This window comes from Paenibacillus sp. S150 (assembly GCF_019352175.1).
Lineage (GTDB): Bacteria > Bacillota > Bacilli > Paenibacillales > Paenibacillaceae > Paenibacillus_AQ.
The window spans coordinates 44582-59485 of record NZ_JACBYI010000024.1 but is presented as its reverse complement, the minus strand read 5'-3'; the positions used below and the strand labels follow the sequence as shown (position 1 = coordinate 59485).

The following is a 14904-nucleotide window of genomic DNA, read 5'->3' as shown; positions in this document are numbered from 1 at the left end:
ATATGATCAATATTCTGGTGGTGGATGATCAAAAGCACATTCGCGACGGCCTGCAGGCTATGCTGCGCCAATTCCCTCTGCCGCTTGACAGCATTTCCAGCGCCGCAAGCGGGATGGAGGCGCTGGAAATATTGCGTCAGCACAGCATCCAGCTGGTGATTACAGATATCATGATGCCAGATATGGACGGACTGGCGCTGATGGCCCAGACCAAAGAGGAACGCATCAAGGTGGATTATCTGATTATTAGCGGCTACAGCGATTTTGCCTATGCCCAGAAGGCCATTGAGCTTGGGGCTAAAGGCTATCTGCTCAAGCCTGTAAAGCGGGAGGATTTGCAAACCTCGGTTGAGCATGTCTGGCAGGAGATTCAGACGCGAATGTCGCTGTCGCGCAACATGGAGCAGTTATCCCGTCTCGCCCTGGAGACCGGCCGCAAAGAGCTGCGCATGTATATGCAGGGCGCGGCGGGCGATGAAACGTGGATTGATGAGACCCAGCGGCAAAATGCGGAGCTGTGGCGCAATTACCGCCTTTGCCTGCTGCGGGAGGAACTATGGATTAACCAGCCGGGGGCCAGCAGCAGCCACAGCATGGAATCCATAGCCTACCGTGTATATGGCAGACAGGGATGCATATGCCTGCAGCACCGCCCGTACCTGATCCTGGCAGTTGATGCAGCTGTTGATCCGGGAGCCTTTCCCGCTGCTCTCACGGCAGGACAGATTGAAGCCGTAACCGCAATGACCGGCCCGCAGCAAGGATTAAAGGGATTGCCCGGCAGCTATACGCAAGTATTGGAGCTATACCGGCACAGCTTCCTGTTTCCGGATAAGCGCTGCGTCCTGCCCGCGCATATTGAGCGGCTGGAGCAGCAGTGGGAGCTTCCCTATGAGGAGCTATATTCCCTGTTCCAGTTAATCGGTACCAACAACACCGGCAAAATCAGCCAAGGCATTTCCGGCATATTCCATAAAGATGTGCTGCAACGCTACCACATTCGTTACACACAGCAGCTCTGCCGCGCCATAGTGCAAATGCTGGAGGAATATGAGCGTGTTATCCGCCCGTACATGGGAGAAGAAGCGCTGGATATAGAATCTTTGCGTAATCTGTTCGATTATCCGGGCATCCGCGATTATATTCAGGCGCTGCAGCAACAGCTGCTTCGGCTGAACCAGTTTTATTATGAGTATAAGTGCAGCTATCGGAACACGCAGGACTTGAACGAAGCCATCCGATATATACACGAAAATTACCATAAGCCGCTGGATCTCGCGATGGTATCCAACCATGTATCACTTAATTACGCCTATTTTTCCAACCTGTTTAAGAAGAGCATCGGCAAGGGCTTTGCAGAATACCTGCGTGATGTGCGCCTGGACAAAGCCCGGCGGCTGCTGGCCGAAACCGAGCATAAAATCGTTGAGGTAGCCGCCATGGTAGGATATGAAAGCTACAAAAGCTTTACACGGGCCTTTCGGGATGTGATGGACATGCAGCCCACCGAATACCGGCAGCTGATGCGCCGGAAGCAGGAAAGAGAAGGCAGGTACCAGGACACTATGCTATAAATCGGAGTATGGCTGTGTGGATAAGCAAAGAGACAGGCAAAAGCCAAAAAATTGGGTCATAATAAAAACAATTGTACCTTTTCACCAGATTATTCCTTTCGATAAAATAAAGGTATCCTCCAATGTAAGCGATTTCTTATATGCCGTATAGAACCGCTTAGCGGGGGAATTGTCGCTCCGGGTCATTCTGATCCGGCGGGAACCATTATTTTATTATAAGGAGGGCAAGTATGAAGCGACTTCACATTACGGAGATTGGGTTTAAGCAAAAGGTATTGAGTTTGTTCTTAGCGATAGTGATGCTGGCAGGCGTCGGCCTATTGCCGGCTTCGAGGATTCAGACAGCAGAAGCAGCAGGAGTCACCGTTAGCTCTATGGCTTACTTTTCAGCGGCAGACGGGCCTGTTATCTCCAAGTCAGGGGTTGGACAAGCCAGCTACGGTTTTGTCATGCCTATATTCAACGGGGGCTCCGCCACCTGGAATGATGTTTCGGATGACGTGGGCGTAAAAGTGAAAACGGGTGGCAACTGGGTAGACATCGACAGCGCAGGCGGCTATGTCTACAACCAGAACTGGGGACACTTCAGCGACGGCGGCATGAACGGCTACTGGTTCACACTCTCCGCCACGACCGAAATTCAGCTGTACTCCAAGGCCAATAGCGGGGTTACACTCAATTACACGCTAGTATTTCAGAACATAAACAAAACAACCATCACAGCTATGACGCCTACACAAGGGCCGCAGATTACAGCAGGCTTTACAGGCAGTGCAGGCTTTACCTATCCTACATTCAACAATGATCCGGCCATAATTTATGAAGCCGTGGCGGATGATTTGAAGGTGTATGTAAAACCTGTAAACAGCAGCACATGGATTGATATTGACAACAATGCAGCCAGCGGCTGGATCTATGACAGCAATTTCGGCCAATTCACCGACGGCGGCGGCGGTTACTGGTTCACCGTAACGGAATCAATCAATGTCAAGCTGGAATCGAAGACCTCTTCCGCCAGTCTCATATACACCATCATCTTTAATGAGCCTGTCAGAAATTCATACGTCATTTCAGCCTACGACGGCACCACCTACACAGCGGATAACAGCGGTGCCATCGGCTTTCCGCTTCCTAAGATAGACGGAGGCGCGCCGATCGGCAGCGAGCTGGGCCAATTCGTCTATCAGATTAAAATCAACGGCCAATGGGTGGATTTAAGCAATTCCGGCCAGAGCGGATTTGTTTACGCCGGCAACGGCTATAACAACATGTCCGACGCCAATCAGTGGGGCTATTGGGCCGACTATATCTATGGACTGTGGTTCCAGCCTATCCAAGAGGATATGGAAATCCGCATCGGCTATCCGTTAAACGGGCAGACAGGCGGTAGTATCGGCAGCAATTACGTCTATTACACCTTTATCGGCAATCCCAATGCGCCGCGCCCCGATGTCACCGACCATGAGGATATTACAGTCGGAACGCCCACGGACCCGGCCGTACCGGGCATGAATCTCATCTGGCAGGATGAGTTCAGCGGCACCGCGCTCGACACAAGCAAATGGAATTATGAGCAAGGCTACTACATCACCGAAGACCCCAATAGCTGGGGCTGGGGCAATGCGGAGCTGCAGCACTATACAAACAGTACACAAAATATATATGTACAGGACGGGCAGCTGAATATCAAGGCTTTGAACGATCCGAAATCCTTCCCGCAGGATCCAAGCCGGTATGCACAATACTCCTCCGGTAAAATCAACACCAAAGATCATTTATCCTTCCAGTACGGCAGAGTGGACATTCGCGCCAAGCTGCCTACAGGCAATGGCATCTGGCCTGCACTCTGGATGCTTCCGGAAGACGCAGCGTACGGTGCATGGGCCGCATCGGGCGAAATTGATATTATGGAAGCCAAAGGGCGGCTGCCCGGGACAACCAGCGGCGCCGTACACTTTGGCGGACAATGGCCCGTGAACCGGTATATTGCCGGTGAATATCACTTCCCTGAAGGCCAAACCTTCGCCAATGATTATCATGTGTATTCCATGATCTGGGAAGAAGATAACGTGAAGTGGTATGTGGACGGCAAGTTCTTCTTTAAAGTCAGCAGAGATCAATGGTATTCCGTAGCTGCACCGAACAATCCGAACGCCCCTTTCGACCAGCCCTTCTACATTATTATGAATCTGGCGGTCGGCGGGCACTTTGACGGCGGGCTGGTCCCTGATCCGTCTGATATCCCGGCAACGATGCAGGTGGATTATGTACGGGTGTATAAAGAAGGCAGCGGCGGCGGAAATCCCGGAAATGTCCCGGTTAGCGGCGTATCCGTAACTCCGTCCACCGCCCAAGTGGAAGCCGGACAGAGCGTTCAGTTAACCGCCAGTGTGACGCCTGCCAACGCTGCCAATCAACAGGTCGCTTGGACCGTTTCGGGTTCCGGCATCGCGTCCGTGAACCAGAACGGTACCGTGACCGGTCTCGCACCGGGCACAGCAACCGTTACGGCCACAACGGCCGACGGCAACAAAACAGCCTCCAGCACCATTACCGTCGTGCCGCCTCCCCAGGCCGTAATTATTATCGGCGATGAGGTGCGCGGCCTGAAGAAAACAGGCAATAACCTGCTGTTCTATGTGAACGGCGCAACCTTCGCCGATCTGCACTACAAGATCAACAACGGCGGACAGCTGAACGTAGCCATGACCCCCGCTGGCAACGGCAACTACACCTACCCGGTGAATAACCTGCAGCAAGGCGATACCGTGGAATACTTCTTCACCTACAACCCGGGTCAAGGAGCACTGGATTCCCCTTGGCAGACATATGTGCATGGGGTGACCCAGGGAACCCCGGAGTAGAAAGAAGATACTCAAGCCGAATTTTCATTACAGAATTCTGTATGGCATGTAAGCAATAGGCTTCTTGACTTTGTTACTGGTATTGCCCCAACAGAATCTGCGGCCCTTTCCTCCCCCCTGGGGCGGCTTAGGGCGCTGATTCTAACGGAACGTATAAGGCCATCCTTTGCAGGATGGCCTCTTTTCTTTTTGCATCGAATTTCCCTACAAGTGTGCACCACCCCATACCACTTGAACGCCTTGCTTGGACGACAGTTCCCGCTAGGACTCCATCCCGACCTTTTCCGGCGCTTGGTCCATGGCTTTCAGCCGCTTCTTTTTACTGCGGCCCTGCAGCTTCGTGTCCTTCGTGGATAGCAGGACAAGATATATACCAGCCGATACGAAGAAAATACCGAAGAAAATTTGATACGAGAGCGCTTCACCCAGGAAGACAGCGGCTATCAGACTGGCCAGCAAGGGCTTAACCAGGAACGACATCGCTCCCAGGCTGGTATCCAGCGACTCCAAGGCCCGGAAGTACAGATAGAAGGCGATACCGGTATTAAAAATACAGATATAGAGCATCTGAATCCAGATCGCTCCAAGATCAAAGCTGAACGGGTGAACACCCTTCGCCAGAACAAGCGGCAGGACGGCCAATGCGCCGAACAAGTCGGTAAACGCAGTCATGGCCGAGCTTCCAAGCTTCTGTGAGGTCTTTTTGCCAAAGACGGTGTACAAGCTGAAGGCCAGCATCCCGATGACCTGCAGTATAATTCCATAGAGCATGTCCGGCTCTGACATGTCGCCTGTACCGCCCATCGCTATCAGCACCCCGACGATTCCAATGCTCAAACCTGCTATTTTTTTGAACGATAAATGCTCCTTCAAAATAAAACTGGAGATCAACGCCACGAAAATCGGATTGGAGCTAATTATAATGGCTGCCAGACTGGCGTCGGTATGCTGATATCCAATCTGTATGATGTTCATGCTGATCGCAACATTTAAGACTCCCAATGCAAACAGGTTCAGGAGATCGCGGCCCGTCATGCCCTTCTGACGCTTTTTCAGATCCGCGAAAGCAAAAGGAAGCAGAAAGACCCCTCCCGTTAAATAGCGGAGAAAGGTCAGTTGTGTCGGGTCGATATGTCCAACGACCGTCTTGCTGACAACCTCATAGGAACTAAAGCTCAGTATGGCAATAATTAGCGAGATTAGGGTTACTCTGTTTGTCTTCATCTATGCTCCCAACTTGAAACTCAGATATCTATCCTGAAATAACGGTGTCCGAAAGGGGACAACGCTTACGGAAGCCTCGAATCTGCCGAAGGCAAATTGAGGGTCTTCCGTGACATTTCATCATCTGATGGTACTCCTGCGGCATGAATATCTGTTGTCCCCGGTTGCTCTGCGGCTGCAGCAGCCGCCCTGCTGCGCTTCTTGATCAACAGCTTCCTTCCGGGGCATTTCGGAGGCTCCTTGTGCCACTGGCAGCCGCGGCATTCGAGACAACGTCCCGGATCCGCACTGGCAATCGCATCATTGGCCCAATTCGGATTCACCAGCATGCTCCGCCCGATATTCACCGCATCGACACCAGTGACCTTGAGAATCGACTCCGCCGATTCAGGCGTACGAATTCCGTTGACTGCGAAGACAGGAACGCCGACATGCTTCTTGATTTCACCGGCTGCGTAAATGACGTCCTTAAACGGGTAGTCCCCGGGGACGCAGCTGTCGAACTCACCCGTGCAGCCGTAGGAGATGTTCAGATAGTCGAATCCATTACCGGCAAGCTTCACGGCATGTGCTATGCCGTCCTCAAGCGTCGGCTCGAAAGCGCCCAGCCTGATGCCGAGAATGAAATCCTCCGGAACAAGCTTCCGGATCCGCCTGACCATTTCTATGGCGAACAGGGTCCGGTCCCGCCCGTATCGGTCATCCCGCTTGTTAACCCGTTTATTTAGGAATTGGCAGATCAGGTACCGGTGGGCGCCGTGGAGTTCAATGCCGTCATAGCCTGCCTTCCACGCCCTTACCGCTCCATTCACGAAATCATCCTGAAGCTTCCGGATATGCTCAGGCGTCAGCGGTGTCCCTGTGCGGAACCGGTCGTTCTTGGTGCAGCTGTACGCACTCGGGCAGAAGGTCTCTTCTTCAATTGCCGTTACACCTGCATGGCAGAGCTGCATAACAATTGCGGCCCCCGCCGCATGGACAGCCTCCACAATCCTGCGGTGACCGGGTATATGGTCATCATGCCATATACCCAATTGATCCTCCGCCACTTTGCCGTAAGTGGAAGGGCTGGTGCTTTCCTGAATGATCAGCCCCACTCCACCCTTGGCGAAGCTCGCATAATGCTCTATGTTGTTGCGTGTCACCATGCCTGTCTCATCGCTGAACGATCCGATGACCATCGGAGGGAGACAAATCCGATTGCGGATGGTCTTGTTGCGAATGGTCAGCGGCTCAAACAGTAACGCCATTCAATTCTTCCTTTCTGTCCAGCCTCTGCACTCTGTTTCCCTGCTTATCGGTATCTTGCTCAAAGCCCAGCACCCATGCCGCCGCGAATGCGACGATAAAGGACACAGCGGTCACCACAAGCGCGAAATAAAAATTGTTCATGGTTCCGTCTGCCGGAATGAAGGCAACGATGGAAGCCAGGCTGGGGGAGACAACCGCATAACCGGCCACCTTCAGGAAACCGCAGAGCAGACCGCCGACACCGCCGCCGATCACCGCCGCAACCAGCGGACGCTTGAGCGGAAACAGAATGCCGTATACTCCCGGCTCGGTGATTCCCAGAAGCCCGGACACTCCCGCGGAGATGCCGACGCTGCGGGTGGAGGCGTTCTTCGCTTTAAGGCCGACAGCCAGACAAGCGGCGCCGACAGAAATATTGGCCGAGAGCATCCCCGCCACAATGAGCGGATCATTGTTCTGCGCGGCAAAAATGGCGAACAGCACGGGGTACAGGGCATTGTTCATACCGAAGAATACAAGGAACGGAGTAGCGGCGCCGATAACAAGAACGGCAAGCGGCGGTGCCAGATTGTACAGCCCGTACACGCCGTCCGAGAAATAGGTGCCGACGATGTCGCCGATCGGCCCCAGCACAATCAGAGTGACCGGAACCGTTATAATTATTGTCAAAAGGGGCAGCAGCACGGTTTTGATTACCTTGGGCAATCTGGCATCAAAGAATTTGTAGACAACAGACATGAAGCCAATGGCCAGCAGCACGGGGAATACGGTGGTATTGTACGTCGTTGTATGAACAGGGATGCCGAAGAAGTTTAGTCCCTCCGCTCCATTAATGGTCGAGAAGAGCAGCACAACACCCAGAAAAGCCCCCAAAAAAGGATTGATATTCAGCTTTCTGGCAGCACTGAAGCCGATAAAAACCGGAAGGAAATAGAATGCGGCCTGATTGACGGCGCTGAAAACGACATACGTCCCGGAATCGGCAGCAACGCCGAAGAAACTGGTAAGAACCGTCAGCACCGCTCCAGTCAGGCCCCCGGCAATCAATACCGGAATAATTGGAGAAAAAGTTCCTGCAATAAAGTCAAGCAGCTTCACAAACAGCGATACCCGCTTCACCTCCTCCTTTTTCTCCCCTTTTTTGACCGGCTCGGCATCTGAAGTGTTCATAATGTCTTCATCCGCCTGAAAGTTTCCAAGCGTCATGAAGGTCAGGTAGACAGAGGATACATCCGGGCCAATGACAACCTGATATTCATTTCCGCGGATGACAGAGCCCAGCACACCCGGAATGGATCTGATCTTGCTCTCGTCCACTGCGGAAGGGTCATTAACCGTCAGACGCAAGCGAGTGTAACAGTGACTGACCATGGCAACGTTGCCCTCGCCTCCAACCGTCTCCAGGACAGCCAGAGCCAACTTCTCCTTCGTATCCTCTTTTACCATTGATCTTAACCCCTCACTTAATGTAATTTGGTACTGTTTCCCCATCAATTGAATCATTTTACCGTTGTTATACGAATAGATATATTTAATAAAATCAGCGGTCACCCAATCGGCTGCCTCCTGCCCGGCTTCTTCTCTTGCTATCAAGATTACGCCAGCGGAGAATAAACAACAAATACCTATACAGGATGTCAGGAATAAGCGCACATTATATCAAATATGCTTCATATCATTGACCGGCCCGGCCTTAAGCTGCGGTCAATACTCAGCCACAATCCTGTCGATGAATTGTTCTGCCCCTCCATAGGGAAAACGGGAGTTGTATGATTCATGGTTATGGCCATATTCTTCCTTGTTTACGGCATAATAATGGAAACCGTTCGTGTAGGCGATGACAAACGTCGGCTTGTTGTCTGCAGTGCGCAGCCGCTTGGCCAGCTGGGTGTCGATTTCTCCGGGAAAGGTCACCAGACGGAGCGCCCCGAAGTCATAGATAAAGCTGGACATCTGATAATAAATCCGTGTCTGGGCAAGCTTTTCTTCCACATCAACAAGGAAGCAGGCCGAAATCAGCAAAGCTTCCTTACTGCCCGGTTCAAGTGTTCCCAGGCGATTCTCCAGTTCGGTCTTTTTCGCCTTCAGGTAGTCATCCTCAGCCGGCACATAATCCACAGTAAAAGGCACCTCGGTAATGGTAACGCTTGAGAGCGTCAATGCTTGCGGCGCGTTCGGTTCCACGATTTGTCTGGCTACGCCTTCGCCAATGCGGACGGTCTCGTTCCAGTCCCCGGCCTGCTTCGTCAAGCGCGTGCTTGTATCACCGCCTTCACCGTTGGCAATGGCTGCCGGCACCCCGTCCAGCGACTGCAGATACCGGCGGATAACACCGAAGAAATCGGCGGAGACGCAGAGATTTTTATTGTCCAGCACAGTCGGATGACAGGCCATGTTAAGCAGCTTCACCAAGCCGTGTCCTTCTGCATCGCTGAACAACAGCGTGTCAATCTTGTCGTAATATTCAACATCAAGACCGGCGCGGTTGCAATAGTAACCGTCTATTTGGTGTCGGTCGAGCGTGGCTGACGCTTCCTTCTTATGCGCCAGACAATATTCCGTGTTCATGGCCATTTTGTCGATAACAAGCTGCAAATACTCCTGGTCGGGCTCACGGTCCCCGTACATTCCCGTTGATACAAGCGGGCTTGCATGCGTATGCGAGCAGCTGATGATAAATTGCTCCTTGTCCATTCCGAAGCGGGCAGCCAGCGTGTCCTTGGCGCGGTCGCCGTAAGACTGCTCAATCATGATGATGTCCGGGATATGAATAACGACGCCTTTCCCGTCATCCGCCTCCAGATAGAGCGTGTCCAGCACAAGATCATCCCGTACACCGTAAGACGTGCGAATCGGGTCTTCTGCTATGCCGTTCTCGTTCTTCTGGAACAGGCTGAATCTTTTTTCATGATACCCCTCCATTTTGCATGGGAAACTGGGATTAATGATGGCTCTAGCACTGCTTACCTTCAACATACAACGAACAACCTCCCTTTGTTATGAGTGGACGGATTTAGCATTACCAAGCCGGCAAGACTATGCTCTGCCCGCTATGAACGCGCAGGTTTTATTAAGCAGATACGGACGGAAATAACCGTTCAGGTTCGAGAGCGGCAGCACCTCAGGATGAAGCCGGATGCCGAGAACGCCTGTCATATAGCCGCGCCGCGCCTGAATACGCCCCCAGACTTCCGGATAATCCCGTGCAAGCTCCGCACGCAGCGCTTCATCGGCAATGGCCACTCCGTCTTCCGCGCCGGCGCCGCCGTAACCCGGAACCGATGGAATAATGTCCATCTGGAACAACATGCCGCTGGCGACCGCAATATCCGAACCGGGATAGATGGGAGAGGACATCCATTCTTCACCGGCAGTCAAATGCCCGGGATTAAGCTTCCAGCCATACCGGGATTTTGGTATAACGGACTCTATCAGCTCGTATATATCCCGTCCCCTCCTGCCAATCGCCATATACTCATACCAGGCCACGCTTGCAGCATAGTAGGGTCTTGCTACCGCCTCCAGATAATCCGCCGCTTCGGAGGGCAATTCCTCCGCAGATGAGACAATATAGCCCGAACGGCTCGTCAGGCCCCCCCGGTATCCGATGGTAGAGGAGAATCTGTCGCCGACGCTCACCCGCTTGGCTCTCGGCGCAACAACCGCATTGGTGAAGCGCTCCCCTGCCGCGCAGATGGTCTGCACATTGTTGGGCTGGCCGAAGCTTTCCATGCAATCGGCCAATTCCAGTTCAGTCTTGCCCGGCTCAAGCTCGTCCAGCATTCTTCGCATTCCGGCGGAGGCAAGCGCCGCTCCGAACTCATAATGCGCGATCTCATTGGCGGTAACGATAACCCGCGCCCCGCTCTCCGGGTGAATGAACAGAGAGGCGGCATTGCGAATCCGCCCGGAATCGCCCGACGCGCGCTTAACGGCGTCCACTATGAAATAAGGCACATCAAACAAAAGGCCATTGTCCTCAAGCCCGCTTGTGAACATTTTCCACCCTGCAAGGCCAACGCCCATTCCCGGCTTGACCCCTGTGTCCTCCACCAGCTCCGCCAATGTCTTCGTGTTCCCCATTGGCTGATTCGGAAGAGAAAAGTACGGGGTATGAACGACCTCCGCCGGTATTCGGCTGAACTGCCCCATTCGCAGCGATTCGTTGCCCAGCATCAGATAAGCTTTGCCGTTCTCATGAAGCACCAGCACAGCTTCCTCAAATCTCGGCTCAAATCCGGTCAGGTAGCCAAAGTTGGTCCCATGCTCCCGGTCTGCGTATACAATCAGCACATCCAGCTTTTCTTGCTTCATCCGGCTCAAAATGTTACGGGTATGGATCGCCATAGTCTCGTCTGTCAAATCCACCGGCTGCGGCTCCGAATACACAGGCGGGGCAGGCGCCTTGGCATAGGTGACATATTCCATATAGTTGGTCATAGCGTCTCCTTACATCGTGTTTATTTTCTTCAGCAGCGAATAATTGTATTTGGGATGCTGAATTTTTTTAAACGTCCTCTTGAAATCATCAATGAATACCTGCATTTCCTTTGTCCGTTGCGAGGTTTTGTTGCAGGTCAGCCCGAACGTCCGGTCAATCTGCGGGATTTCCAGCACCAGCTCAAGCAACTGCCCCCGCTCCAGCTCTTCCTGCACAAAATTCCGAATGACATAGCCGATGCCCATACCCATGTTGGAAAATTGAATAAGCAAATCCATGTTGGACACTTCCAGCGTATGCCCAATCGTGAATCCGTTGTCGTAAAAATACTGGTCAACCCTCTTGCGGATCGGATGCATCTTGTGCAGCAGCATCAGCGTTCCGCGGTCAAAGCATTCATAAATGTCGGTAGCCTCGCGCAGCTTGAGGTTCTTAATATAGGCCGGCGTCGCCACAAAAATATACTCGTATTGCATAAAAGGATAATACTCCAGCGTATCCTTCTTAATCGGCTCGGTCGTTACACCGATATCCAGTCCTATCTCCTCCAGCATTTTAAAGGTCTGGTAGGAAGACTGATTTACAAGCGTAATATCAATATAAGGATGATCTTCAATAAATTTTTTTAAAAAAGGCTGCACCACAAAATGACACATGGTTGTGCTGAGCCCGATGCTGAGCCTGCCGATCTCCGGCCGCTCGGTCTGCTTGATTTCAAATTCGCCCTGCTCCAAAATATCAAAGGCCGATTTCACCCGTTTGTAGAACAGCTCGCCCTTTTCCGTCAATTGGACGCCCCTGCTCTTGCGGATAAACAGCCTCACACCGAGACTGTTCTCCAGATTGGTAATGGCACTGCTGACAGCAGGCTGGCTAATGTAAAGATTTTTAGCCGCATGTGTTATGTTTCCTACCCTGGCCACCTCGTTAAAAATGCGATATAAATGTATATTGTGATCATTCATACCATCCACATCCATTCCCATTGGAGTTCCGTTTCACCTCGTGTTACAAAACCTACTTTATACTAACATATCAGTTTTTTAAAGAGTGTAATCACTGGGAAACACAGAGGAAGCAAGGGAATTTGAGCATATCGGCTTGAAGCTCTGAGAACATATAACATTTCCAAAAGGATGCCAGAGCGTTTCTTTAACACACCTGCTGCTGCATTCTGCTTGGACAATTGCAAATGCGGTGCGAAGACCGTTCGGCAATTCCAGCATTGCAATTTATGGCCAAATCAATTAACCGTCAACGGACGGGAGGTCTCGAACGCCTCCTTGTCATGAGGATACATGGGACGAATCAGGTTTTTGAACTCAAGATCCTCTACATTCTGAAAGGTAATTCCCGGAGTCAGCGCCATGATGTCCCTCCCGGCCAGTTCCAGCTCCTCCGTGTATAAATAGCCTTGCTTCACGATAATAATGTCATAGTCCTTGTAGTTCAGTCCTGCTCTCTCGAATTGCTGAATTTCGCGGAAGGCGGTGAGATGGTTGGCTACCGTAACATAAATTTCTCTCCCGTCCAGCTTGACGGTCACGGCGTCTCCAATTTTGTGAGGGAAGGCATAATAGGTAAACAAGTCCCCTGCGGTCACGATTTCACCCTCGATACGTACCGGCTGCGATTCGTTATCGATTCCCGTGCCGAGCGAAAAGCTAACCTGCTCTCCTATTTTGTGCTTCATCAGCGTTTCGCAGGCCTTTGGGTCGTGGATCGTGGCGAACAGAACCTTTTTGTTGTTCAGATTCTCTCTTTGCATGAACATTCTGAGCAGCAGGGTATTGTAGGCGTAGGCTCCGCCGGTTGCATTGTCCCCCGCATCTGTCATGAAGACCGGCCATTTCTCTGTAGCAATAGCCTCGTCGATGGCTTCCTCCGGTTCAAGCGCATAGCCCGTGAAGTGGAATACCTCTTTGTTGGCCATGACAAATCCGTAAATCTCCTGCGCCTTCTGTGCCGCCAGTTCCTGGTATTCGGAGCTTTCCGGAACAACGATTACGCCTGCGCCGCAGAGCGCGCTGTCCGCATGGCTGTATCCGATATGATAAGATGCGCTCATGATGCCCTCAAGCTCTTCTGTCTTGTCCAGAAGCTCGTTGATCCAGCACATCGGCTCATCCGCCGACACACTGCGCTGACCGCCGACCAGAATGGGCACCCGCACATATTCCGGTTTGATCTTTCTGTAATTCTTGAGCAGCTTCACGAACAACTCGGCCACATCATGATGACACTCTTCTCTGTCCCAATGCGGAGACTGACGGTAACAGCGGATAATATTCGCCAATTCGGTGTAACGTTCTGTGACATTGCCGTGAGGGTCCATCGTAATCGCTACCGGCAAATCATAGCCCACAATCTCGCGGATTCTTTCGAGAATGTACAATTCCCCGGCATCTTCTTCCAGATCAACGACATGGCTGGCGCCGTGCAGGAACATCAGGATGCCGTCAAGCTCATCTTTTCGTTCTCTGACAGTCCCGATTATTTTGTCGGCAATGAACATGAAGGCTTCCTTCTCAATGTATCCCGCCGCTCCGCCGTTGGCGTAAATGGTCGGGATAGCCTCAATGTCGTTGCGTTCAAATACATCCCGGCAAAACATGTAGTCCAGCACCTTCTCATCGTAGCCGATGTCAAACTGCTCCAACTTCTCATGGAACGGATTCCACGAATTTGATTCTGCTGTGAAAGAAGCGATTAATACTTTCATGATGTCCTCCTCTGGGGTACTTTTTTTAACGATGAAGGATCGGCGGTACATCTCTTGTCAAGAAACCTTCCTTGTAATAAGAATTTAACACTTCAATCCTTTCAGGAACAAATACCGCTCCGTTATGTAAGCTATAATCCTGGCTTATCCCACCCGCCCCCGTGACAGAGGCATAGGCAATCATCTATCGTTTGACGCATTGTCCTGTTCAACGCACGAAGGGCGGAAGAGTGTTCGCTGTCCGCGAACCCCTTCCGCCCTTTGAGTATTATTGCCGGATCATTTTTAATATCGTTGCCATATTACAACCCCTGGATAAGCTCCTTAACTGCCCACCCTCAACAGGCTCCTTTGGACTGCCAGGAATGCCTCGGCAGCTTCGGCATTGCCGGCACGCGGGTCGAGCGCACCGCCAAAACTGCGGGGTTCAATAAAAACTTGATCTATGTTTATTTTGAAAATAAAGAGACGCTCTTGACCACGGTGCTGCAAAAATATCTTGACCGCGCGTTCGATGCCATTCCCTTCACTCCTGACGACCTTCCGGGCTAAGCGGTCAGGGTGTTTGATTTCGCCATGGCGCATCCCCATTTAATGCGGCTGCTGATGTGGTCCAATCTCGAACACAAGACTGTTAACCGCCTTGAACGGGGTGTGATACATACGTCCATCATGACGCTCGCCACCGCCTGGACGGAGAAGAATCCTTTCGGCCCTTCGCATGATCCGGAAGCCGCGAAGGACCCGGACGTTCTGAGAGAATCCATTGCCCGGACAGTTGCGTTGATGACCAAGGCAGACCGGTCCCTCAGTTGAACCTGAAGCTCA

General features: G+C 52.0%; 11 protein-coding genes. 4 read left to right on the top strand and 7 right to left on the bottom strand.

What is annotated here, in order from left to right:
- The first annotated feature begins 2 nt into the window (after positions 1–2).
- Positions 3–1574 (top strand): response regulator, encoded by a 1572-nt coding sequence (locus HYD27_RS20255; protein WP_219218165.1) that lies wholly within the window; start codon positions 3–5, stop codon positions 1572–1574.
- A 230-nt stretch (positions 1575–1804) separates the two neighbouring features.
- Positions 1805–4438 carry a family 16 glycosylhydrolase gene (locus HYD27_RS20250; protein ID WP_219218163.1) on the top strand — a complete coding sequence of 878 codons (2634 nt, stop codon included), beginning with the start codon at positions 1805–1807 and terminating at the stop codon, positions 4436–4438.
- Positions 4439–4699: 261 nt separating this feature from the next.
- On the opposite strand, the gene HYD27_RS20245 is transcribed toward HYD27_RS20250, so the two are convergent.
- From HYD27_RS20245 to HYD27_RS20215, 7 genes are all read right to left on the bottom strand, one after another.
- Positions 4700–5662, bottom strand: a complete 963-nt coding sequence (locus HYD27_RS20245) for a DMT family transporter (RefSeq protein ID WP_219218160.1) — start codon at positions 5660–5662, stop codon at positions 4700–4702.
- Between the two features lie 65 nt (positions 5663–5727).
- Positions 5728–6912, bottom strand: coding sequence for an oxidoreductase (locus HYD27_RS20240; RefSeq protein ID WP_219218158.1), 1185 nt, complete (start codon positions 6910–6912; stop codon positions 5728–5730).
- Positions 6896–8359 (bottom strand): PTS transporter subunit EIIC, encoded by a 1464-nt coding sequence (locus tag HYD27_RS20235; RefSeq protein ID WP_219218156.1) that lies wholly within the window; start codon positions 8357–8359, stop codon positions 6896–6898. Before HYD27_RS20235 ends, HYD27_RS20240 begins: the two co-directional genes overlap by 17 nt.
- A gap of 258 nt (positions 8360–8617) precedes the next feature.
- Positions 8618–9889 carry a hypothetical protein gene (locus tag HYD27_RS20230; protein ID WP_219218154.1) on the bottom strand — a complete coding sequence of 424 codons (1272 nt, stop codon included), beginning with the start codon at positions 9887–9889 and terminating at the stop codon, positions 8618–8620.
- A 60-nt stretch (positions 9890–9949) separates the two neighbouring features.
- Entirely contained in the window at positions 9950–11353 is a 1404-nt protein-coding gene (locus tag HYD27_RS20225; RefSeq protein ID WP_228745227.1) for a M24 family metallopeptidase, read from the bottom strand.
- Between the two features lie 9 nt (positions 11354–11362).
- A complete protein-coding gene (locus tag HYD27_RS20220; RefSeq protein WP_219218152.1) occupies positions 11363–12319 on the bottom strand; it encodes a LysR family transcriptional regulator in 957 nt (318 codons plus the stop codon).
- 278 nt (positions 12320–12597) lie between these two features.
- Positions 12598–14076: a M81 family metallopeptidase gene (locus HYD27_RS20215; RefSeq protein WP_219218147.1), complete on the bottom strand. Its 1479-nt coding sequence runs from the start codon at positions 14074–14076 to the stop codon at positions 12598–12600.
- A gap of 351 nt (positions 14077–14427) precedes the next feature.
- On the opposite strand from HYD27_RS20215, the gene HYD27_RS20210 reads away from it, so the two are divergent.
- Together HYD27_RS20210 and HYD27_RS20205 are read left to right on the top strand one after the other, a co-directional pair.
- Positions 14428–14628, top strand: coding sequence for a TetR/AcrR family transcriptional regulator (locus HYD27_RS20210; protein ID WP_219218145.1), 201 nt, complete (start codon positions 14428–14430; stop codon positions 14626–14628).
- Positions 14629–14637: 9 nt separating this feature from the next.
- Positions 14638–14892 (top strand): hypothetical protein, encoded by a 255-nt coding sequence (locus HYD27_RS20205; RefSeq protein ID WP_309242101.1) that lies wholly within the window; start codon positions 14638–14640, stop codon positions 14890–14892.
- Positions 14893–14904: the final 12 nt, after the last annotated feature.